This is a genomic window from Nocardia sp. NPDC050378, from assembly GCF_040655675.1.
In the GTDB taxonomy this organism is placed as follows: Bacteria; Actinomycetota; Actinomycetes; order Mycobacteriales; family Mycobacteriaceae; genus Nocardia; species Nocardia coubleae.
The window spans coordinates 713,183-735,303 of record NZ_JBFAKI010000001.1; the positions used below are offsets into that span (position 1 = coordinate 713,183).

A 22,121-nucleotide genomic window follows, 5' to 3' on the forward strand; every position below is an offset into this window, starting at 1 on the left:
GTCGACGGGGCACCCGCTGCCCTGGTTTTCGGGGCTTGTGTGTTCTCACAGAAAAGTGGGGGAAATTCCTTTAAAACACCTCCTATTCACATTCGCCTTCGGTATCGTCCGAGACGGCAAATCGCCAGTGACAGAAGGTCACAGAGTGTCAACTTGGAGTGCACCATGCTTTACAACATCACCGAGTCCAACTCCGGCAGCAGCGGCGACGGCGGCATCCTCGCCCTGCTGATGAGTCTGCTCACCAGCTCGATGAGCACCGGTTCGGCCCAGACCTCCGGTAACTGAGCGCATCTCAAGCAAACTTCCGGCTAACGCGCGGTAAGCCGGAAGGGCTGTCGTTGGGCCCGATCCATGACGAGGGGATCGGGCCCTTCGGTATTGTCAGCGACAATGTCACAGGATGCGAATACGGGACGAATGTATGCCGGGCAGCCCGTAGAGGACCGGCAACGCCAGCGGCGTGCGCGTTTTCTGGAGTCAGGCCTGACGGTCTTCGCGCGCGACGGGTACGCCAACAGTTCGGTCGGTGCCATCTGTAAGGACGCCGGACTGTCGTCGCGGCAGTTCTACGAGGAGTTCACCGGCCGCGAATCGCTGCTACTCGAGCTGTACGAGCAGATCGACCGCGAATCCCGCGAGGCGGTGGCTACCGCCCTCGCGGCCAAGAGCGACGCCAGCGCGATCGACCAGATCGACGCGGCCGTACGCGCTTACGTCGAGACCATCGGCACCGATCCGCGCAAGGCGCGGGTGGCACTGGTCGAGGTGGTCGGCGCCGGACCCAAGGTCGAGAAGTTCCGCCTCGAGCTACGCCGGGTGTGGGGTTCGCTGCTGGCAGGCGCCGCCGAGGACGCGGCCATGCACGGCGAAATCCCGTCCGGCGATTACGAGTTGCGGGTGCTCGCCATCATCGGCGCGGTGAACTATGTGGTCGACGGCTGGAGCGGCGCCGATCCGCGTCCGCCGCTCGACGATGTGATCCAGGTGCTGAGCCGGGTGATTCTCGGCGCGGTCGGGGCTTGATGGCGCGGGTCGAGACCGTCCCGATCCAGGTGCCCGACGGCACCACCCTGCCCGTGCGGCTGATTCCGGCGCGCGGGCCGCACCGTCATCCGGTGACCCCCGACGCCCCACGTCCGGTGATCGTGATCGTGCCCGGCCTCGCCGTGCCCGGTGAGTTCTACGAATACTTCGCCCACCAGCTGGCCGGGCGCGGATTCGATGTGGCCATCGGCGAATTGCGTGGTCAGGGCGGTAGTACTCATCGCCCCGGTGCCGAAAGTACCTACGGTTACCACGAATTGGTCGCCGTGGATTTCCCGGCGATGCTGCAGGTGGTGCGTCACCGTTTCCCCAGCAGCACCCCGTACCTGCTCGGGCACAGCATGGGCGGCCAGCTGTCGGTGCTGTACGCGGCGCGGGTGCGTGGCAGGCTCGGCGGCCTGATCCTGATCGCCTCCGGCACACCGTATTACCGTGGCTACCGCGGTGTGCTCGGACCGGGGATGCTCGTCGGCACGGCCGCGGTGGCGGTCGCGTCGAATCTCGCCGGTTTCTGGCCGGGCGACATGCTCGGCAAACGGGCATACGGCCGCCAGTCCAAGGTGCTCATGTCGGACTGGGCCCGCTTGGCCCGGACCGGCCGCTTCGTTCCGGTCGGTGCCGATATCGATTACGAGGAACGCGTCGCGCGGCTGAAGTTCCCGGTGCTGTCGATCACCATCGAGGGCGACGAGATGACGCCGCAGACCTCCGCCGACCATCTGCTGAGCAAGATGCCCGCCGCCGAGGTGACCCGCCGGTTCGAGCCGGAACCGCTGGGCCACAACGGCTGGATCACCAATCCGGACTCCACCGTCGACGCCGTCGAGAAGTGGCTGCGCGACCGCTGAGACGCGGACACAGACGATCGAATCGCGCGGGAACAAAACCGGTTCGCTGAATACATATATTCGTCATACTGGTCCCTATGCGACGAATGGAGAATCGGTGACCGACCCGGGTTCGGCGGTGCTCGTGCACGCGCTGGCGGCCGACGCCTCGCACACATCCGAATCGGTGCGTGCGGTGACGGCGCGGCTCATCCGCGACGGTTCCCTCGCCGAGGGGATCCGGTTGCCGACCATCCGGGAACTGGCCCAGCACTGCGGTCTGAGTACCCGCACGGTCGTGGCCGCCTGGGGTGAGCTGCGCAAAGAGGGGCTCATCGCCACCAATCGCCGGGGCGGCACCGTGGTGGCCGCGGCCGGGGGCATGCCGCTGGGGCGCCCGCTCGCCGAGCGTGACCTGCTCACCGGCAGCCCCGATTACGCCCTGCAACCCGACCTGGCACCCGCGATGCTCGCCGGGCTGCACACCGACGACCTGAACCGTCCCGGCCGTGACTACATCACCGACCGTTTGCGCGCGGCGGTATGTGACGGCTGGCCCTTCCCCGCCGAGGCGTTCGTCGCGGCGGGTGGCGGCTCGGAGGGTTTGTTTCTCGCCGTGGACGCGGCGGCCCCGGACGGCGCGCTCGTCGCGGTGGAGGAACCGGTGATGCCCGGGTTCCTGGATACGCTGACCGAGGTCGGATATCGGGTGGTCGGGATCGCCGCCGATGAACAAGGGGCGCTGCCGGATTCGCTGGCCGAGGCATTGCGCCGGAGCCCGGCGGTCGTCGTGTTGCAGCCCGAGGGCGCGTACGCGACCGGTGGTGTGCTCTCGCAACGCCGGGCCGGGGAACTGGCCGAGGTGTTCGCGGCGGCGCAGGTGGAGCCGTGGATCGTCGAGGACGACGCGGTGGGACCGCTCGCCGCGGCGCAGGCGCCCTCCCTGGGCAGCTGGTATCCGGAGCGCTGTGTGCGAGTGCGCAGCTACTGCAAGGCCTTCGGGATGGACATCCGGACCTGCGTGATCGGTGGCAGTGCCGAACTGGTCGACCGCGCCATCCGGGCCAGGGTGCACGGAATCGCCGCGAACAGCCGCATCCTGCAGAACGCCTTGGCGCACTTGATCGGTGATCCCGGGACGGCTGCCCTGATCGACACCGCCCGTGAGCGTTACGCGGCCCGGCGTGCGGGTTTGGTCGCCGCTCTGCGGAAACACGGCGTGGCGGCCGAGGCCGGGACGAACAGCCTGGTGGTGTGGGTCGAGGTGGCTGACGAACAGGGTGCGTTGCTGCGGTGCGCACGGCATGGGGTCGTCGTCGGATCGGCGGCACGATCGCATGTCGGGGCGGCGCGCGCTGCTATCCGGGTGGCCGTTCCCCAACTGCCCGACGACCCGCGACGGCTCGCCGAACTGGCAGCGCTGCTGGCGGACGCGGCGGCATCGACCCACCGCGAATTCCTCGACTGACCTGCGCAGATGGGAGCGCGGACGGCCTGAAATCCGCCGCCATGCAGTCCCGCGGCGGCAGGCCGGGGCGCTGGCACGGGGCGACCGGCGGGCACAACGATCACCGATCTGCACGCACGATCGCGACACCGAGGGCCCACGGATCGCCCCATCTCAGGCTGTCGTGAACGTCTCGCTCGGAGACAGGGTCGCGACGCGTGCCAGCACGTCGAGGTAGCGGGGGTGGTGAACGGCGAGCGGGATGTAGTAGAGCACGTCGGTGGCGGCGGGCCGGTCTGGATCCTCGGCGAGTCGGGAGGCGATCTGGTCGACATTGCCGATACTGATCCTGTTGTCTACCAAGTATTTCTGTAGGTCGACCGGCTCGGAGTAATAGCGCGGACTCAGCGCGATATCGGTATCGAGGAGCGCGAGGGAATCACGTTCGCTGTCACCGGGGAGTACTGCCACACTCACCCCGATTCGCGGCGTCGTCCGGCACTCGGCCAGATAGGCGTTGACCAGTTCGGTGACACTTCCGCCGGCTCGAGCCTGCGAATTACCGTGTGGCAGCAGGCCATCACCTGCTCGAGCGATTCGGCGGGCCGTGTCGATGTTTCCGGTCGACTGCCAGATGCGCGAGCGGAGGCAACCGGGCGGTGGGTAGAGGGCGACCTCGTCGCCGACCCGGCCGCTTTCGAGGATCCGGTGTATCTCGCCTACTCGCTGGGTGTAGATCGTCTCCCGTTCCGCGTCGGACACGCCGAAGCCCGCGTAGCTGGTGGCCGAATGTCCGAAACCCAGGCCTTTTCCGAGCCCGAGTTCGAGGCGTCCATCGCTGAGCGCGTCGGTGACCGCCGCGTCTTCGGCCAGTCGCACGGGATGCTCGAAAGGCACGGTCACCACGCCGGTTCCGAGCCGGATGTGTCGCGTGTGCTGAGCTGCGGCGGCCACGAACGGGAAAACCGACGGTAGCGCCGCGTGATGCGCCTCGAAGTGCCGGGTGGCGAACCAGACGGTGCCGAAACCGAGTTGTTCGGCGCGCACCGTGATCTCGATGGTCCGCCGATAGACCTCGGCAGCCGGTGGCCCACTCCGCAATTGGACGAACAATGCGCGATTCACAGACCGTAATGCCCTCTCAACGTGGTGGTTTCGTATTCAGTGCGAAAGAGCCCGCGTGATTGCAGGATCGGCACCACCTGGTCGACGAAGAGATCGAGCCCGCTGGGTAATTCGTCGAGCATGATGTTGAACCCGTCGCTCGCTCCCCGGGTGAACCACTCGGTGATGAAGTCGGCTACCTGCTCCGGTGTGCCCACGACCTTCGCGTGCACGCTGCCGGAGGCGAGAAGCCGTGCCGCGCCGCGGGTGTCGGCGCCGGACGCGCGCACGTTGTCGAGCAGCACCGCGCGTTGTCCGCGGGAACCCGCGTCGCTGTTCTCGTCGGGGATCTTGTGCCAGGGAAACGGGGCGCTCAGGTCGAGGTCGTCGGGGGAGAGGCCGAGACGATCGGCCAGATTGGTCAGCTGCACTTCGTCGGGGATCAGGTCGATGAGGTCTCGTTCACGCTGCCGCGCGGCGGTTTCGGTGTCGGCGAGAACGACGATCAGGCCCGGCAGTAGCTTCACGCTGTCCGGGTCGCGACCGGCTGCCGCGGCGTGCTGTCGCAGTTCGGTTCGGCGCGCGGTGGCGGACACGGGGTCGACGTGTGCGGAGTAGATCGCGTCGGCGGTCCTGGCGCCGAGCTCGACGCCATGGCTCGACGCGCCCGCCTGGATCAGCACCGGTTTGCCGTGCGTCAGGGGCGGCGATTTCAGCGGGCCCGCTACCCGGAAGAACTTGCCCACATGGTCGATCGGACGGACCACCTCGGGATCGAGGTAGCGTCCCGTCGCCTTGTCGCCGACGAGGGCGTCCGCGGGGACCGAATCCCACAGCGCGGTGACGACCTCGAGGAATTCCGCGGCCCTGGCATATCTCTCGGCCTTCGGCAGCGCTCGGTCGAGGGAGTAGTTGCGGGCGGCGTTGTCACCGCCGGTGACCACGAAGTTCCAGCCGACCCGCCCGCCCGACACCGATGAGAGCGCGGCGAACGAGCGGGCCAGGTTGTACGGGTCGTTGTAGGAGGTGGTCGCGGTGACGATCACCCCGATCCGGCTGGTGTGCGCGGCGAGCACGGCATGGGCGACGAACGGTTCGAGCAGTCGGCTCGGCGCGGTCCAGTCCTTGGCCTGGATATCGGGGGAATCGGCGAGGAATACCGCGTCGAGCAGGCCGCGCTCGGCGGTGCGCGCCACGTCGAGGTAGTGCTCGATCTCGACGAAATGCGCCGCTGGTTCCGGTGCGCGCCGCCACGGGCTGCCGATGGCGCCGCCGGGAATGAGATTCGCGTTGAGAATGACATGTCTCGGCATGAGGGATCCTAGGAATTCGTCAGGGCGACAGAGGGTTCCGTCGTGAGCGGACGGGCGGGATCGGCGACCCACTGCGACAGGGAGCCGGGATAGAGGGCGACCTCGATGCCGAGTGTCGCCAACACGAAGACCTGCAGAGCCGCCGCCATCGCGCTGCCGCAGTAGCTGGCGGCCGGAGTTCCGGCGTCGACGCCGAGGCGGTGGTAGCGGGCGCGCAGCGTCGCCTCGTCGAGAAGCAGTCCGTCGCCGTCGAAGTCGTCGAAGACCGGGGCACTGATGGCGCCGGGAATATGCCCCGGATACTCGCCCGCACCGTGAAAGTGGGCCAGGGGGCGGGCATCGAAAAGGGTGCCGCGGCCGGGAAGCGCAGCGACACCGGATGTTTCGATGACCGGTAGTGCTCCCGGTCGCGCGACAGCGGTCCCTGGTTCACCGAGCGTGTTGGATCCGCCTGGTGTGCCAGCCGTCCGGAACGTGCCCGCCGTCCGGTGCCAGGCGCGTAGTCCGCCGTCGAGGATGCGGACGTCGGTCAGGCCGGCCCAGCGCAGCACCCACCAGGCGCGGGCGGCGGCCACCGAGCGGGCGTCGTCGTAAACCACCACCGTGCTGTCGGGATGGATACCCCAGCGGCGCAGTGATTCCGTGAGGTGGTCTGTGTCCGGCAGGGGGCGGGCGCCGGAATCGGCGGTCGGGGTACCGGACAGATCGGCATCGACATCGGCGAATCGTGCCCCGGGGAGGTGTTCGCGCTGGTAGTTCGCGCGCTCGCCGGCCGTGCGGACGTCGAGCAGCACGAGCCGTGCGGGCGGGGTGTCGCGCAGTTCGGCCGCGGAGACGAGGTGGGCGGCACGGTCGCCGGGCATCGGGGTCCTTTCGCCGGTTCGGTGTGTTCGACCGACCGAGAATATGTAGTCCGAGCACCGGAACACATATTTGGAGTCCGCCTGACTTTTTGTGTTCCCGTGGGTGTTTGGCCGACTTATGTTTCTCCCGCCGGGTCGTCGGAACCCGGGAGATGGGAGGTCGGCCGTGACAAGCCGGATCGTCGACGCGCAGTGGGTACGGAACCGCCGCGCGGACGCCGTCGTCATCGAAGTGACCAATGGTCATGGGCCTGCCGTCATCCCGGGTGCTCGGTCCGTCTACTGGAAAGACCTACTCTGGGACCGGTCGCGCCGCGAGTTCCCCACCGCTCACGAGCTGGCCGACCGCCTCCACTCTCTCGGCGCCCATGCCGAGGCCCCGGTGGTCTTCGCCGGGGCCCCACCGCAATTCGCCGCCTACGCACTCTGGGTCGCCACCGCCGTCGGGATCGGCGGCGACCTGCGCTACCTCGATGGCGGCACCGCCGCGTGGCCACACGACGGGCCGGTGATCGGCATTGATCGGTCTGTCGGCGCTGGTAGCAGCAACCGTGTGGGTGCCGATGCCGCCGATCAGCGGCGGGCACTGGACGCGAGCGAGGGAAATGCTTCTCGAACGGCCGACGTCTCGCGCACACCGCTTCCCCTGGCGTCGCCACGGTTCGCCGAGGTGGTCGTGGGCCGGGAGCAGGTTCGCGCCGCGATCGACTCGCCGACTGTTCTGCTGGACCTGCGCTCTCCCGAAGAGTTCGCGGGGCTGCGTGTTTCACCGTCGTCGGAGCCGACCGATCATGGTGCCGAGCGGCACGGGCACATCCCAGGAGCGCTGAACCTGCCCGCACAAGACCTGCTCGACCCTGCGGGTCTGCTCCGACCGACAGACGAAATCGCGGCGCGCATAGCCGAACTCGGCATCGCCGACGCCGACGACATCGTCGCCTACTGCCGGCTCTCCCATCGAGCCGCACTCGGCTGGTTGATCTTCACCGACCTCCTCGGCGACCACCGCATCCGCGTCTACGACGGTTCCTGGACCGAATGGGGCAGCCTCGTCGGTGCCCCGGTGCACAACCCTGCCGACACCGGGGAGCTGACCTCATGACGACACCGTCGAACACCGAGTCATTGCGGGGAAACACGGTTTCGCCGACCTTGCCACCTCGCGCCCCCGGGGACGCGACGGCAGCACCGGTAGTCGCGGCACCACACGCAGCGGGCACGACCGAGGCCGGAACAGAGTCGGTGCCGGTCGCGTCGAGTGCCCCGGACACCACGTCGAATCACCAGGTTGTGGGGCCGACCAACGGGGCCGCCGCGCCATGGCGTGCGGGTTCCACCTCGCGTGGGAGCCGTGGCCCGGCGAACAGATCGCAGATCGTGGCTCGGCGCATAGTCGGGGTGGTCCTGTCGGCCGCCGGAATGATGTGGGCAGCAGTTACCTTGGCTTTCCTGGCGGTACATGTCGCGCCGGGCGATCCGGTGACCGCGATCATGGGCGAGTCCAGTGATCCGGCCCTGCGGGAGCGGATCGAGCGGGACTGGGGGCTGGATCGTCCGCTGATCGTGCAATACGGCCTGCATCTGGGCCGGTTGTCGCACGGTGATCTCGGCTATTCGTATGTGCGCGGTGAACCCGTGGCCGACATCCTGTTCGGCGAGCAGTTGGTGACCAGTGCGCAGCTCGCGGGGTTCGCGCTCCTGATCGCGGTGGTGCTCGCGCCGTTGCTCGCCGTGCTCACGGCGGGGCGGCGTGATGTGTTCAGCCGGGCGACCGCCACGCTGGAGGTGATCGTGGCCTCCGCGCCCCCGTTCTGGACCGGTCTGGTGCTGATCTGGGTCTTCGCGTTCACGCTGAAAGTTCTTCCGGTGACCGCGGGCAACGAGTTCCAGCGGCTCATCCTGCCCGCCGTCACCCTGGCCTTGCCGATCGCCGCTGTGCTCGCGCAGGTGATGCGGGAGGGGATCGAGCGCGCCCTTGAACAGCCGTTCGCTCTCACCGCCCGGTCGCGCGGGATCAGCGCCACCCGGTTGCGGGTGCGGCACGGGCTGCGGCATTCGCTGATCCCCGCCGCCACGCTGGCCGGCTGGGCGGTGAGCGGGCTGCTCACCGGGACGGTCGTGATCGAGGAGGTCTTCGGCCGGGCCGGTATCGGCCGGGAGACCATCGCCGCCGTCACCCATTCGGATGTGCCGGTAGTCCTCGGCGTCGCGCTGCTCACCGCCGCCATCTACCTCACCGTCACGGTCCTCGTAGACCTCGCCTACCTGTGGATCGACCCCCGCCTCCAGGAGCCGACCCCATGACCGACACCGCACCCGCCCACCTGATAGCCGGGAAGGTAACTGCCCCGACCGGCGGCGTCGACCCGATCGCCGGCCATCCGTCCGATGAGCGGTACGGCGAGGCCGTCGCGGTCGAGGCAGCCGACGTGCCTCGAGGGGTCTCCGAGCGGTCCACCAACGGGGCGACATCGAAGTCGCGGACTTCGGTGGGCCAGAAGGAGACGCGCGGCAAGGTGCACGCGCTGCATCAGTTGGTCGCAGTCGCCTCGAAATGGCCGCTCGGCGTGATTGTTTCGACGGCTGTGCTCGCGTTGGCCGCCGTCGCCGCACTCGCACCAGACCTGCTGTCGGGTAGCGACCCACTGCACACCGACCTGCTCGCCGCCCACGAATCACCGTCTCTCGCACACCCCTTCGGCACCGATCAACTCGGCCGTGACGTGCTCACCCGCGTCGTGCACGGCGCTCGGCTGTCACTGTTCATCGGGGTGACCGCGACAGCGCTGGCGGTGGCCATCGGGGTGACGCTCGGATTGATCGCCGGGATCGGTAATCGGCTCGTCGATGCCGTCGCGTCGCGGGTGTTCGACCTGCTCGGGGCGTTTCCGGAGATCCTGCTCGCCCTGGTGCTCATCACGTTCACCGGTACCGGCACCGCGAACCTCATCCTCGCGATCGGCATCGCCGCCGCCCCTCGGTTCGCCCGGGTGATGCGGGCCGAGACGCGGGCGGTGCGTGGCAGCGAGTTCGTGGCGCAGGCGGGGTTGCTCACGCGGTCGCGGGCGCGGATCGTGGTCCGCCACATCCTGCCCAACGCGCTGCGCTCGCTGCCGGTGGTGGTCACCCTCGGGCTCGGCACGAGCATTCTCGGCGCCGCCGCGCTGAGCTTCCTGGGCTTCGGGCCGAAACCGCCCGTACCGGAATGGGGTTCGATGCTGGCCGAAGCGCACGGTGATCTGCGGATCGCCTGGTGGTCGGTCGTCTTCCCCGGTGCCGCCGTCACCGTCGTCGTCCTGGCGACGACCGTCCTCGGCCGCTACGCCGGTCACCGTTTCGAGCGAAGGGCGCAGCTGTGACCGACACCCTGATCCAGGTCCGGAACCTGCGCGTCGAATTCGACGGGCACGCGGTGGTGCGTGGTGTCGATCTCGAGCTGCGGCGCGGCGAAATCCTGGCCATCGTCGGCGAATCCGGGTCCGGAAAGTCGGTCACCACCCGCAGTCTCGTAGGTCTCGCCGGCGGCCGGGTCAGCGCCGACCGTCTCGATCTCTTCGGCGCCTCGGCGCTGGACCTCTCCGAACGGCAGTGGCGTGGAATACGCGGCGCCCGAGTCGGTTTGGTGTTCCAGGACGCCCTGGTCGCACTCGACCCGTTGCGCACCATCGCCGACGAGATCGGTGAGTCGCTGAGCGCGGTCCCGCGCAACGAGCGCAGCGACCGTATCGACGGGCTGCTGCGTTCCGTCGGCATCGCCGACCCTCGGACCCGCAAGCGGCAGCGCCCGTTTCAGCTCTCCGGCGGACAACGTCAACGCGCCCTGATCGCCTCGGCGCTCGCGGCGGGCCCGGACGTGATCATCGCCGACGAACCGACCACCGCCCTCGACGTGACTGTCCAGAAGCAGGTGCTCGAGCTGCTGGCCGACCAGGTCGCGGGCGGCCGGGCCATGATCCTGGTCAGCCATGACCTGGCCGTTGTCGCCTCGATCGCGGATCGCATCCTGGTGATGCGGGCAGGCGAGATCGTCGAGGCGGGGCCCGCCCGCGAGGTCATCGAGCAACCCCGGCACGAGTACACCCGCGCGCTGCTCGCGGCCGTGCCGCACGGCAGTGCCCGCGCGCGGGCCACCGAGCCGGTTTTCACCGCGGCAGGGCTCACGAAGTCCTACCGGGGAGTTCCGGCGATCTCCGATATCTCCTTCGAAGTCGGTGCCGGTGAAGTGCTCGGCGTGGTGGGCGAATCCGGGTCGGGTAAGTCGACCGTGGCCAAGATCGTCACGGGGCTGATCGAGCCCGACCGCGGCGAGATGCGATTCGGTACCGAGCCGTTGACGCGTAGGACTCGCAAACCCGGTGAGCTGGGACTGGTCGCGCAGGACTCGGTCGGTTCCTTCGACCCGCGCTACCGGGTGGGCGAGATCATCGCCGAGAGTGTCGCGCTGCGTGTGCCGCGCGCCGAACGTCGAGCCGAGGTGCTGCGCTTGCTCGACGCCGTGCACCTGCCTGCCGCCACCATCGAACGCCACCCACGCGAACTGTCCGGCGGGCAACGTCAGCGGGTCAATATCGCCCGCGCGCTCGGCGCCCGCCCGCGCCTGATCGTCTGCGACGAGCCGGTGTCGGCGCTCGACATCTCCGTGCAAGCCCAAATCCTCGACCTCGTCGCCGAACTCGCCGCCACCGAAGACGTGGCGATCGTGTTCATCTCGCACGATCTGGCCGTCATCCGGCAGATCTGTCATCGCGTGCTCGTCCTGAATCGCGGCGTGGTCGTCGAATCGGGCACGGCCGACGACGTTTTCCACCACCCTTCCTCGCCCTACACCCAAGCCCTGCTCGATGCCGTCCCGCGACTGGCGGTCCCGGCTACTACAGAAAGCTCCTCGCGTGCGTAATCGCCTCACTCGACTGTTCACCGCGCTGCTGCTGGCCACCGCGCTGGCCGCGAGCGCCTGCGCCGCCGACCCCGAACCCGGTGGCGGTGGTGGTGGCCCGACCACCCCGCCGCAGGCAGGCGGCACCTTCACCATCGCCCTGCCCGCCTATCCGTCGCGCGGCCTCAGCCCGCACTACGGCGCGGCCTTCGACGCCTCCCAGGTGCTGCGCAACAGCTTCGACAGCCTGATCGCCGAGGACCGCGACGAACAGTTCCACCCCTGGCTGGCCACCGAATGGACCATCTCGCCGGACGGTCTGGTCTACGAATTCGCCCTGCGCGAGGACGTCACCTTCCACAACGGCGAGAAGTTCGACGCCGCCGCGGTGAAGGCCAATATCGACGCCTTGCGCGACCCCGACTACCCGTCCTGGACGGTGCTCGGCCTGCTGCAGTATTCGAGTGTGAGCGCGGTAGACGTGCTCGACCCGTACAAGGTGCGCATCACCCTGAGCACCCCGCGCGCCGATTTCCTGTCCACCCTCGGCGGGCTCAGCGGCGCCATCGTCGCCCCGAGCAGCCTGAAGGCCGACAAACAGGCGCTGACCAGCGGCGCGGGCTTCGTCGGGTCCGGCCCGTTCGTGCTCGACAAAGTGGTGCAGGGCCAGGAACTGCGGTACCGGAAGAACCCCGCCTACAACTGGGCTCCCGCCACCGCGAAACACCAGGGTGCCGCCTACGTCGACGAACTGGTCGTGAAGTTCATTCCCGAGGCCGCCACCCGCGCCGGACTGTTGCGCAGTGGTGAGGTGAACGCCATCGGCACCGTGAAGGCCACCGATATCGGTTTGTTCGACGGGGTCGGTGGCTTCCAGTACGAACAGATCGGATCGGCGGCCTCGCCGTGGGTCATCATGCTCAATCTCACCCATGGCGCGACCACCGATGTGCGCGTGCGCCGCGCCATCGCCAAGGGCGTCGACATCGCCGCCGTCACCAAGAGCCTCACCAAGGACACCCAGCAGCGCGCGTGGAGCCTCATCTCCCCGGACAGCGCCTACTACGACCCGAAGTTCGAGAACAAGGGCGGTCCCGACTTGGACGCCGCGAAAGCGCTTCTCGTGGAGGCAGGCTGGACCGGCACCGATGCCGAGGGTTACCGCACCGACGGCACCGGTAAGCGGTTGACCGTCCGGTTGGTCGCCACCAACCCCACCTACCCCGAGGACGATTTCCTGAAGGCCTGGCAGGCCGAATTGCGCCAGAACCTGGGCGTGCAGGTGGAACTGCAATTCGTCGACAACGCCCAGATCTACGACCTGCTGGCCCGCAACGACTACGAGGCCTTCCCCCGTCAGGTCGGTGGCCTCGACCTGTCGCTGCAGTTCAACCGCGCCTACGGGTCGACACCCCCGACCTGAAATACGGCCAGATCGACGGCATCACCATCGGCTCCATCGTCGGCGGCTCCAAACTTGCCGACCCGCAGGTGGACCGGTGGCTCGTCGACGCGACCAAAGCCACCGATCGCGAACAGCGCAAGCAACTGTTCAACCGCATCACCGCTCACCTTCTCGACAATGCCGTCGCGATCCCCCTCTACACCGACCGCAACAGCGTCGCCGCCGACGCGACCGTGCACAACCCGACCTCGCTGTTCGATGCCCCTCGCAACAGCGTCAACGGCTGGGCCTACGACATCGCCGTCCGCTGACCAGCATCCACCTCCCGGAAGGCTCGATCATGACCGTCGCCACCCCCACCCTCACCTTCGACCGCAATATCCCGCGCGGACTCGTGCACCGCGAATCCATCGCCGAGGTATTCCTCACCGACGCCCAACCCACCCCGGACGGCGCGATATTCGCCGCCCAGCTACCGCGCAACCATTCCTATTTCAGCGATCATCGCGGTACCGCGACCACCTATGACCCGCTGCTGCTGATCGAGGTGTTCCGTCAGGTCGCCATCTATTACGCGCATTCCTTCGTCGGGGTGGCGCGCTCGGAGAAGTTCATCTTCGGGTCCGCCGACTTCACCATCGCCGACGCCGACACCCTGCGCATCGGCCAGTGCCCCGGGCACTGCGTCATCGAGGCGCGCGTGATCGCCGACAAACGACGCGACGACCAGGTCATCGGGCTCACCCTGGAAATGGTCGCCGAGATCGAGGGCCACGAGGCGGCCCGGGAGATCATGGTCTATCAGTGGATGCCCGCACCGGTGTGGAACCGCATCCGGGTGCGTGGGCGCGAATCGCTCGGCCTGCCCGCCGAGCCGAGTATTCCGCCCCAGCCGCCGGTCGCCCGGATGCGCCCGGGCTCGGTGGGCAGGCACAACCCGCGCAACGCCATCCTCGCCAACCCGGTGCTCACCGGAGAGGAGCTGACCGCGCTCACCATCATCGACACCGATCATCCGTCGCTGTTCGACCACGCCCTCGACCATGTGCCCGGCATGCTGCAGTTCGAGGCGGCCCGGCAGGTGGCGATGGCGGCCGCCAACGCCGTTCTCGGTCTGGACACCAGCCGGATGGTGATGCACCGGCTCGGCATCGAATTCACCAAATTCGGGGAATTCGAACGGGATACGATCGCCCGCGCCACCGTCACCGGTGACACCGACGGCGCCCGCGCCCGGGTGAGCCTCACCCAGGGCGCCGATGTGATCGCCGCCGGTGACGTGGAACTGCGGTTCCGTCCCGCCGACATCAGGACGATGGTCCAGTGAGCGCCCCGTTCGTCTGGTTCGATTTCGGCGGCGTGCTCTCCCCGCCGCTCGACGAGCTGTTCCAGCGCTACGAACAGGTGGCGGGCATCCCCGTCGACCTGTTCAAACACGCGATCGCCGAGGTGGGCGCCCAGTACGGCCTGGCACCGCTGGCCCCGATCGAACTGGCCCTGCTCGACGAGCGCACCTGGGTGGCGAAGCTGCACGCGGTGCTGCGGGCCAAGGCACCCGAGCTCGACTTGTCGCGCAGTGAACCGGATTTCGGCAGACAGTGGTTCGCCGGGCACGAGGTGAATCACGCCGTCCGTGATTTCGCCATCGAGCTGGCGGGCGAAGGAGTCCGCGTCGGCGTACTGAGCAACAACGTCGTCGAATGGGAGCCTTACTGGCGCAACATGATCGACCTCGACGGCCACCTCAGCGCCCTGATCGATTCGTGCAAGGTCGGCTTCCGCAAACCCGACCCGGAGATCTTCGCCCTCGCCGCGGAGACCGCCGGTGTCTCCCCGGAAGACTGCCTTCTCGTCGACGACCTCGTCGAAAACTGCGCGGCGGCAAGGGAAGCCGGGTGGCGGGCGGTGCAGTACCGCGACGCCGACCAAGCCATCGCCGACGTGCGTACGGCCTTACGCGAGTTCCGATGATGCCACCGCAACCCCGCCGGACCGCCACCGCCTCGGCCCTCGATCCGATCGATCGCGACCCGACGCGCCGCTCACAGGGCGGACGCGAGGTAACCGTCGGGTCGGATCACCGCCGAGGTCCAGGGTTGATCAGGGGTCACCTTGGCGGTGATGACCAGTGCATTGTCGGGCGCGTCGGGGACGGGGGTGTGTTCGTCGGGCCGGATCGCGACGAACCGGCCCGCGTGGAGCAGTTCCGCGAGAGTGCTCACCCGCCCGTCGTTTTCGGTGAGGACGAGGTCGTGCTGGAAGCCGGGCTGGAATTGCCCGCTGACGAGTTCGGCGATCCCGTCGTGCACGGCGGGCACCGCGAGCATCGCCAGCACGGCGTCGCGGACCTGCGGGTTCGCGGGGTTCATCATCCGCGATTGCAGGACGGTGTTGCCGACGATCGCGGCGGCGTGCGCCACGCGCTCGCGGGAGTAGTCGGCCAGGACGGTGGGTCGCGCGCGTCCGGTGAGGACGCGGGCGAGCCGCCAGCCCAGGGCGAAGGCATCCTGCATGCCGGAGTTGAGTCCTTGACCGCCGAGCGGGTAGTGGCTGTGGGCGGCGTCGCCCGCCAGCAGCAGCCGCCCGTCCCACATGCTGGTGCGATAGCGGCCGTGGTCGCTGAACCGGGTGAGGTGGCTGACCCGGCTCAGCGCGGGCTCGGCACCGAGTACGTAGGCGAGGCGTTGCCGGTACTCCGCTTCGGTCGGTTCGGGGCGGTGCTCGAGGGGACCGCTGAAGTCCATCGCGATGATGCGTGCCTGGCCGCCGGGGTTCGGGTTGTGCATGGTCCAGCCGGTCGGCGTCGGGTTCCAACCCGGCGGGATCTGGGCGGGCGCATCCGAAACAGCCAGCCCGGCAATGGCATTCATTGTCGCCGGGTACACCTCGGCGGGGAAGTTCCCCGTACGCGCGACAAGACTGCGCGCACCGTCCGCACCGACCACATACTTCGCACGAATCGACAACTTGGCGCCGCCCTGCGTGCTGTCCCAGGTCGCGGCGTGGGCAGTGTCGACGTCTATCCCAGTGCTGTCTTCGGCCACACCCCTTCGCGCTGCGCTGCCGCCTTCGACTGGCGCTCGTTCACCGAGGTGTGCATCGACCTGAGCCGTGACCTCATGTTCTTCGACAGTCAATCGGACAACGCTGTGCCCCCGCAGGATTCGCGCACCCAGCGACCGCGCCCGATCCTCGAACGCCGCCTCCAACCGAGCCTGCGGGATCCCCGCGATGGGCGCGGGCTCCACGCTCGGCGCGCTGAGCGTGAGCACCGGTTGCGCCGCGAACTGGAAGGGGCTGCGATGCACGCCGACCGGGTTACGGGAGATGGCATCGGGCGAGACCGACGGAATGTACCCGCGCCGCGCCAGCAGCGACAGCGTGCGGGCGTGCACGGTCCCGGCGCGCGGGCGAAGGTCGAGCTCGGTGCGCGACTCCACGACAACCACCTCGACCTGCTGCAATGCCAGCTCCGCGGCCACGAGCATGCCCACCGGGCCGCCGCCGACCACCAGGACATCGGTCTGGATCGCGTGCGGTTCGGTGCTCATCGGCTGCTCCTGGGGCGGGTAAGCCGCGTCCGCGACTTCCGGTTGTACGAGAACTGTCGTAGCTACTAATATCATCGTACCTACCGATCGGGTAGTACCTAATTCGCGTACCGGAGCCCACCGAGGGAGATCCATGTCGACCGCAACCGAAACCCAAGCTCCACCCAGTCCCGCCACGCTGCCCGTGGTCCTGGCCGCGCAGTTCGTCACCCCGATGGCGATCGCGGGCACCGCCATCGCGCTACCGCTCATCTCCCGTGATCTCGGCTCGAATCCCACTGCGCTGCAATGGGTCGTCAACGGGTTCAACATCGCCTTCGCGCTCACCACCCTGCTGTGGGGTGCGGTCAGCGACCGGATCGGGCACCGCCGCACCTTCGGGATCGGCGCCGCGCTGGTGGTCGTCGGCAGTGTCGGCAGCGTCGTCGCGCCCGCGCTGATCGTGCTCGACCTCGCCCGGGTGATCGCCGGCGTCGGCGCGGCGGCCATCCTCACCGGATCCACTGCACTGCTGTCCAGTGCTTACGAAGGTGCCCGCCGCACAAAGGCGTTCGCGATCTTCGGCACGGTCAACGGGCTCGGCCTCGCCCTCGGGCCCACGATCTCCGGCCTGCTCATCGCGGTGGTCGATTGGCGCGGAGTGTTCGTGGTGCACGCGGTGATCCTCGCGGCCGCGGGCCTCGGGACGCGCCTGCTGCCCGCCGCCGAACCGAGCACCGCCGAGCACGGCCCGATCCTGGACCTCGGACTCCTGCGCAACCGCGAATTCCTGGCGATGTGCCTGGTTCCGGTGGCCGGGTCGATCGGCTTCGTCACCTTGCTCACCTACCTGCCCTCGGCGCTGAGCGGCATCACCGACCTGTCACCCGGGACGTCCGGGCTGCTGATGCTCGCGATGACCATTCCCGTGTTCATCGCGCCGGTGGCCATCGGTCACCTGGTCACCCGGTTCCCGGCGCTCACCATCGGCCGGGTCGTCTACCTCAGCCTCGCGGCGCTGATTCTCGGCAATATCGGCGTGCTCGCCCTGGACGAGGGCCGCTCGGTGCTGTGGATCGTCGTGCCGATGGTGCTGCTCGGCCTCGGTTTCGGGCTGCCCATCGGTCTCGTCGACGGGCACGCACTGTCGGTCGTTCCCCCCGAACGTGGTGGCACGGCGGCCGGTGTCCTGAACTTCTTCCGCATCGGGAGCGAGGCCGTGTTCGTCGCGGGCTACGCGATCGTGCTGTCCGCGGTGGTCGGCAGGCAGCTCAGCGGAGCCGCCGCGCACGACACCGCCGCGGGCCAGTTCGGTCACCCCGACGTCTACCGCACCGCGTTCACCACCACCATCGGCGTGTTCATCGCCCTGCTCGTCGCACTCACCCTCGCCATCATCGTGGTCCGCCGACAGGCGCGCCCGGAAGGAGTCACCTCATGACACACGCCATCGACGCCGTCCGGGTCGATCTCGACGGCATCGCGAACATCAGTCCGCCGACCATGATCGAGCCGGTGGCCGAGCGCTCGCGCGGCGGGTTACCACAGGTCGTGCTGCCCAGCGGCCACACGGCCGTCCACGTGACCAGCTACCGCGACGTGCACGCGGTGCTCACCGACCTCAGCTTCGCCCGCGCGGAGACCAACGTCGAGGACGGGCCGACCTTCCTGCCGACGATCATGCCGACGGAGATGCTGCTCAACCTCGATCACCCCGGGCACGGCAGGCTCAAGGGTTTCGTCGCCTCGGCCTACAGCGCCGCGACGATCGCCCGCCGCGCCCCCGCGGTGCAGCGTGTCCTCGACGGAACCGTCGCGGAATTGCGGGCCCGGAATGGCAGTGGCACAGCCGATCTCGTGCAGACGCTGCTCGACCCGGTGACCATCGGCGTGAACGTGGACTACCTCGGCATCCCGACCACCGACATCGCCTACTTCCGGCACCTCTCGCGGCAGATGCAGCTGGCCCACGACACCGACGTGCCCGCCCTGCTCGCCGACTTCTGGACCCTCTACCACTACATCGAAGACTTGGTCGCCCGGCGCCGCGAGCTCGAACCGGGCCTCATCCTCGACCTGCTCGACGCCCGCGACTCGGTCTCACCCCCGGTCACCGACGCCGAATACGCGGCGATCCTGCTCGGCTCGATCGTCGGCGGCGATCAGAACATCCTGTCCGTCATCACCAAGATCGCCTACGTGGCCCTGGCCCGGCCCGAACTGTGGGACCACCTGGTGCGCAACCCCGACACCATCCCCACGGCGATCGAGGAATTCCTGCGGCTGCTGCCGCTGGGGCGCATCTCCACCTTCCCCCGGGTCACCACCAGGGAGATCACGCTGTCACAGGGCGTGCTCCACCCCGGCGACATCGTGTACGCCGACGCCCACTCGGCCAACCGCGACCCCGACGTGTACCCGGACCCGTCGGTGCTCGACCTCGGCCGCGACGGAAAACGGCACCTGCAATTCGGGTACGGCATGCATCACTGCATGGGTGCGGCACTGGCCCGGATGGAGATCATCGAGGTGATCCGGCGGCTCGTCACCGAGTTCCCCACTCTCCGGCTGGCCGTACCGGAACACGAGATCACCTGGGAGACAGGGGTTCTCGTGCACCGGCCGGTGTCGCTGCCGGTCAGCTGGTAGCCGGGGCGGCCGGATGGCGGTCCGCTGCGAGGATCGCGGCGAGCAGACCCGGAAACGCGGTTTCCATGTCGTCGCGCCGCAGTTTCGTCATCCGGCCGTTGCCCACATCGCGCTGCCAGATCAGCCCGGCCTTGCGCAGCACCCGGAAATGGTGGGTGCGGGTGGACGGCGCCCAGGGCATCCCGAACACGCTGCAGAACTGTTCGGCGCCCTCGGGCTCGGCGTAGAGCTGGGCGATCACGCTGCGCCGGTTGTCGTCGGCGAGCGCGGCGAGCACGGTCGACAGGTCGAACTCCTCGATATCGGGATGACCATCGGCATCGGCCACGATGCGCTCCTTCCGCTCGAACCTACGACAACCATAGTACCTATCTAGCGCCCGCGACCCTCCATCAGCATCTGCGTGAAGAACTCGTACACCAGCGCCGACAGGTACGCCGACTGCTTGTTGTCGGCCGCGCCGCCGTGTCCGCCCTCGATGTTCTCGTAGTACCAGACGGTGCGGTCCTGGGACTCCAGCAGCGCGGCCATCTTTCGCGCGTGACCGGGGTGTACCCGGTCGTCGCGGGTGGAGGTGGCGAGCAGGATCGGCGGGTACTGCTTGCCGGGGTCGGTGTTCTGATACGGCGAGTACTCGCTGATGAACGCCCACTCCTCGGGCTTGTCCGGGTCGCCGTACTCCGCGATCCAGGATGCGCCGGCCAGCAGCAGGTGATAGCGCTTCATGTCCAGCAGCGGCACCTGGCACACGATGGCACCGAACAGCTCCGGATAGCGGGTGAGCATCACGCCCATCAGCAGACCGCCGTTGCTGCCACCGATCGCGCCGAGCCGGTCGGCGGTGGTGATGCCACGCGTCACCAGGTCGCGGGCCACCGCGGCGAAGTCCTCGAAGGCGCGGTGGCGGTGTTCTTTCAGTGCTGCCGTGTGCCACTCGGGGCCGTACTCGCCGCCGCCACGGATATTGGCCAGCACGTAGGTGCCGCCCTTTTCGAGCCAGGCCATGCCCGCCGTGCCCAGATACAGCGGGGTTCTGGAGACTTCGAAGCCGCCGTAGCCGTTCATGATCGTCGGGCCGGGCGTTCCGCGACGGTCGCGGTGGCGAATCACGAAGTAGGGGACCGCGGTTCCGTCGTCGGAGGTGGCGAAGAACTGCTCGGTTTCGATGCCGGTGGCGTCGAAGTACGCGGGTGCCTGCTTCAGCAGCGCGGGGGCTTCGCCGACCGCGCTGTTCAGGAGGGTGGTCGGTGTAGTGAAACCCGTTGTGGTGAGCATGAACTCATCGCCGCCTTCCAGCGGGTCGAGATTGCTCACCGAGGTGCTCGACATGGCGGGGGTGTCGGGGAGATCCGCGCTCGCCCAGCCATCGGGGCCGGGGGTGAGCACACGCAGGCCCGTCTGCACATCGCGCAGGGTAGTGAGGATCAGGTGGTTCTCGGTCCAGCCCCACGATTCCAGCGAGGTGTGTGGATCCGGGGTGAACAGCACCACGAATTCTCGTCCGCCCGCGAGGAAGTCGTTGATATCGGTGACCAGCAGGCTGCCCGCCGGGAAGGTCGTGTCGGCGGGGGTCCATGCCGTCTTCAGACGCACCAGCAACCAGTCGCGATACCAGTCGACGTCGGCGTCGGTGGGGGTTTCGAGCAGTCGCCACGCACCGTCGACGAGCAGCGAGACTTCGGTGTTGTAGAAGTCCGTCGATCGATGCAGGTAGTGCCGTTCGTAACCGGGGTGGCGGTCGAATCCGGCGCCGATCGACACATCACTCGGCTTGCCCTCGAATACCGTTTCCGCCTCGGCCAATGCCGTGCCGCGCCGCCAGCGCTTCGCGATGCGCGGATACCCCGAATTTGTGAGCGAGCCCGGCCCGAAATCGGTGCCGACGTAGAGGTTGTCGGCGTCGATCCAGCCGACCCGCGACTTGGCCTCGGGTAGGAAGAATCCGCCGTCTTCGGGCGCGATGAATTGCCGTGTGGTCATGTCGAATTCGCGTTCGACCGTGGCATCGGCGCCACCGCGCGACAAGTGGATGACGGCACGTTCCTGCGAAGGTCGGAGCACCGCCGCGCCCGACCACACCCAGTTCTCCCCATCCGCCTCGGCGAGCGCGTCGACATCGATCAGCACATCCCACTCGGGATCCTCGGTGGCATACGACTCGAACGTCGTCCGCCGCCACAGCCCGCGCGGGTGCTCGGCATCACGCCAGAAGTTGTACAGCCACGGTCCGCGTCGCGCGGGATAGGCGATCTTGGTGTCGTCGTCGAGCATCGCGAGGATGCGCTGCTCGAGGTCGGCGAACCGTTCGGTGTTCGCGAATCGGTCCGCGATCACCTCGTTGCGGGCACGGGCCCAGTCCAGCGCCGGTTCGGCGGTCACGTCTTCGAGCCAGAGGTAGGGATCGGTCACATTCTGCTCAACGCCGCTCATCCCCACATTGTTGCCGACGTGACTCACCAATAGTGCGCGACGTCTATCACCACGCGGGCCGGGCCTTCGAGGGTGAACACACGGAACGGCAGCCGGGCGCGCACGCCGAGCCCGAGGGTGGTCTGCCCCTCGAACGAACCGGCCCAGGCGACCTGACGGAAGGTCTGATAGCCGTACACGTTCACCAGCTCGCTGCGGCTACCCGGCGGGTAGGTGCTCGCGCCCGTGTCGTCGTGTGCGGGTGCCAGCACCGTGACCTGCAGGAACGCGCCACCGCGCAGCGGGACGCCCGCGCCGGAACCGTCCTGGGTGACGGTGCCGACGTACCCCACCCGGTAACCCGCCGACGGTCCGGCGAGGTCGATCACGAGACGGTCGTAGCAATCGTGTCGGCCCGCGCGCACATCGCGCACGACACCCGACGAGTAGTTCGGACTCGACTTGTCCAGCGAGCCCCACGCGAGACCGCAGTAGGAGGGGGTCGCCGCGGCGGGCAGTGTCGACAGGCCGACAGCCGCCGCCAGACAAGCGAGCAGGACGAGGAAGCGACGCATGTCGCACCGCCTTCGGACGGGGGACGCAGTACTGATTAATCGGACGAATCAGACATCGCGTTAGCGTCGGTCCGGT

Annotated in this window: 21 protein-coding genes; 14 read left to right on the forward strand and 7 right to left on the reverse strand. The window is 68.3% G+C overall.

Annotated elements, in window-relative coordinates:
• The first annotated feature begins 165 nt into the window (after positions 1 to 165).
• The 4 genes from AB0I35_RS03350 (at position 166) to AB0I35_RS03365 (ending at position 3,342) form a co-directional block, all read left to right on the forward strand.
• A complete protein-coding gene (locus AB0I35_RS03350; RefSeq protein ID WP_255283991.1) occupies positions 166 to 288 on the forward strand; it encodes a hypothetical protein in 123 nt (40 codons plus the stop codon).
• Between the two features lie 105 nt (positions 289 to 393).
• Entirely contained in the window at positions 394 to 1,026 is a 633-nt protein-coding gene (locus tag AB0I35_RS03355) for a TetR/AcrR family transcriptional regulator (protein ID WP_225278400.1), read from the forward strand.
• On the forward strand, positions 1,026 to 1,895 hold the full coding sequence (locus AB0I35_RS03360; RefSeq protein ID WP_357393926.1) for an alpha/beta fold hydrolase: 870 nt from the start codon (positions 1,026 to 1,028) through the stop codon (positions 1,893 to 1,895). Before AB0I35_RS03355 ends, AB0I35_RS03360 begins: the two co-directional genes overlap by 1 nt.
• A 97-nt stretch (positions 1,896 to 1,992) precedes the next feature.
• Complete coding sequence (locus AB0I35_RS03365; protein WP_357393928.1) at positions 1,993 to 3,342, forward strand: aminotransferase class I/II-fold pyridoxal phosphate-dependent enzyme; 1,350 nt, start codon at positions 1,993 to 1,995, stop codon at positions 3,340 to 3,342.
• A gap of 153 nt (positions 3,343 to 3,495) precedes the next feature.
• On the opposite strand, the gene AB0I35_RS03370 is transcribed toward AB0I35_RS03365, so the two are convergent.
• The 3 genes from AB0I35_RS03370 to AB0I35_RS03380 are packed head-to-tail and all read right to left on the reverse strand — an operon-like array spanning position 3,496 to position 6,601.
• Positions 3,496 to 4,446, reverse strand: a complete 951-nt coding sequence (locus AB0I35_RS03370) for an LLM class flavin-dependent oxidoreductase (RefSeq protein WP_357393930.1) — start codon at positions 4,444 to 4,446, stop codon at positions 3,496 to 3,498.
• Complete coding sequence (locus AB0I35_RS03375; RefSeq protein ID WP_357393932.1) at positions 4,443 to 5,738, reverse strand: NtaA/DmoA family FMN-dependent monooxygenase; 1,296 nt, start codon at positions 5,736 to 5,738, stop codon at positions 4,443 to 4,445. Before AB0I35_RS03375 ends, AB0I35_RS03370 begins: the two co-directional genes overlap by 4 nt.
• An 8-nt stretch (positions 5,739 to 5,746) precedes the next feature.
• Positions 5,747 to 6,601, reverse strand: coding sequence for a rhodanese-like domain-containing protein (locus AB0I35_RS03380; RefSeq protein WP_357393934.1), 855 nt, complete (start codon positions 6,599 to 6,601; stop codon positions 5,747 to 5,749).
• A 166-nt stretch (positions 6,602 to 6,767) separates the two neighbouring features.
• On the opposite strand from AB0I35_RS03380, the gene AB0I35_RS03385 reads away from it, so the two are divergent.
• The 8 genes from AB0I35_RS03385 (at position 6,768) to AB0I35_RS03420 (ending at position 14,853) form a co-directional block, all read left to right on the forward strand.
• Positions 6,768 to 7,703: a rhodanese-like domain-containing protein gene (locus tag AB0I35_RS03385; RefSeq protein ID WP_357393936.1), complete on the forward strand. Its 936-nt coding sequence runs from the start codon at positions 6,768 to 6,770 to the stop codon at positions 7,701 to 7,703.
• Between the two features lie 275 nt (positions 7,704 to 7,978).
• Positions 7,979 to 8,905 (forward strand): ABC transporter permease, encoded by a 927-nt coding sequence (locus tag AB0I35_RS03390; protein ID WP_357393938.1) that lies wholly within the window; start codon positions 7,979 to 7,981, stop codon positions 8,903 to 8,905.
• Positions 8,902 to 9,960 (forward strand): ABC transporter permease, encoded by a 1,059-nt coding sequence (locus tag AB0I35_RS03395; protein WP_357393940.1) that lies wholly within the window; start codon positions 8,902 to 8,904, stop codon positions 9,958 to 9,960. Before AB0I35_RS03390 ends, AB0I35_RS03395 begins: the two co-directional genes overlap by 4 nt.
• Positions 9,957 to 11,498, forward strand: a complete 1,542-nt coding sequence (locus AB0I35_RS03400) for an ABC transporter ATP-binding protein (RefSeq protein ID WP_357393942.1) — start codon at positions 9,957 to 9,959, stop codon at positions 11,496 to 11,498. Before AB0I35_RS03395 ends, AB0I35_RS03400 begins: the two co-directional genes overlap by 4 nt.
• Positions 11,491 to 12,900: an ABC transporter substrate-binding protein gene (locus AB0I35_RS03405; protein WP_357393943.1), complete on the forward strand. Its 1,410-nt coding sequence runs from the start codon at positions 11,491 to 11,493 to the stop codon at positions 12,898 to 12,900. Before AB0I35_RS03400 ends, AB0I35_RS03405 begins: the two co-directional genes overlap by 8 nt.
• Positions 12,901 to 12,968: 68 nt before the next feature.
• Entirely contained in the window at positions 12,969 to 13,193 is a 225-nt protein-coding gene (locus tag AB0I35_RS03410; RefSeq protein WP_357393945.1) for a hypothetical protein, read from the forward strand.
• A gap of 29 nt (positions 13,194 to 13,222) precedes the next feature.
• Positions 13,223 to 14,209: an AfsA-related hotdog domain-containing protein gene (locus AB0I35_RS03415; protein WP_357393947.1), complete on the forward strand. Its 987-nt coding sequence runs from the start codon at positions 13,223 to 13,225 to the stop codon at positions 14,207 to 14,209.
• Positions 14,206 to 14,853, forward strand: a complete 648-nt coding sequence (locus AB0I35_RS03420; RefSeq protein ID WP_357393949.1) for an HAD family phosphatase — start codon at positions 14,206 to 14,208, stop codon at positions 14,851 to 14,853. Before AB0I35_RS03415 ends, AB0I35_RS03420 begins: the two co-directional genes overlap by 4 nt.
• A 71-nt stretch (positions 14,854 to 14,924) precedes the next feature.
• On the opposite strand, the gene AB0I35_RS03425 is transcribed toward AB0I35_RS03420, so the two are convergent.
• On the reverse strand, positions 14,925 to 16,433 hold the full coding sequence (locus AB0I35_RS03425) for an FAD-dependent monooxygenase (RefSeq protein WP_357393951.1): 1,509 nt from the start codon (positions 16,431 to 16,433) through the stop codon (positions 14,925 to 14,927).
• Between the two features lie 133 nt (positions 16,434 to 16,566).
• On the opposite strand from AB0I35_RS03425, the gene AB0I35_RS03430 reads away from it, so the two are divergent.
• Positions 16,567 to 17,853, forward strand: coding sequence for an MFS transporter (locus AB0I35_RS03430; protein ID WP_357393953.1), 1,287 nt, complete (start codon positions 16,567 to 16,569; stop codon positions 17,851 to 17,853).
• Positions 17,850 to 19,061, forward strand: coding sequence for a cytochrome P450 (locus AB0I35_RS03435; protein WP_357393955.1), 1,212 nt, complete (start codon positions 17,850 to 17,852; stop codon positions 19,059 to 19,061). The genes AB0I35_RS03430 and AB0I35_RS03435 overlap by 4 nt, the downstream gene beginning before the upstream one ends.
• On the opposite strand, the gene AB0I35_RS03440 is transcribed toward AB0I35_RS03435, so the two are convergent.
• From AB0I35_RS03440 to AB0I35_RS03450, 3 genes are read right to left on the reverse strand one after another with little or no spacing between them, the layout of a single operon-like run.
• On the reverse strand, positions 19,051 to 19,389 hold the full coding sequence (locus AB0I35_RS03440) for a helix-turn-helix transcriptional regulator (protein ID WP_225278416.1): 339 nt from the start codon (positions 19,387 to 19,389) through the stop codon (positions 19,051 to 19,053). The genes AB0I35_RS03435 and AB0I35_RS03440 overlap by 11 nt on opposite strands.
• Before the next feature lie 44 nt (positions 19,390 to 19,433).
• Positions 19,434 to 21,491, reverse strand: a complete 2,058-nt coding sequence (locus tag AB0I35_RS03445; RefSeq protein ID WP_357393957.1) for a prolyl oligopeptidase family serine peptidase — start codon at positions 21,489 to 21,491, stop codon at positions 19,434 to 19,436.
• Positions 21,492 to 21,514: 23 nt separating this feature from the next.
• Positions 21,515 to 22,045 (reverse strand): hypothetical protein, encoded by a 531-nt coding sequence (locus AB0I35_RS03450; protein WP_357393959.1) that lies wholly within the window; start codon positions 22,043 to 22,045, stop codon positions 21,515 to 21,517.
• Between the last annotated feature and the right edge of the window lie 76 nt (positions 22,046 to 22,121).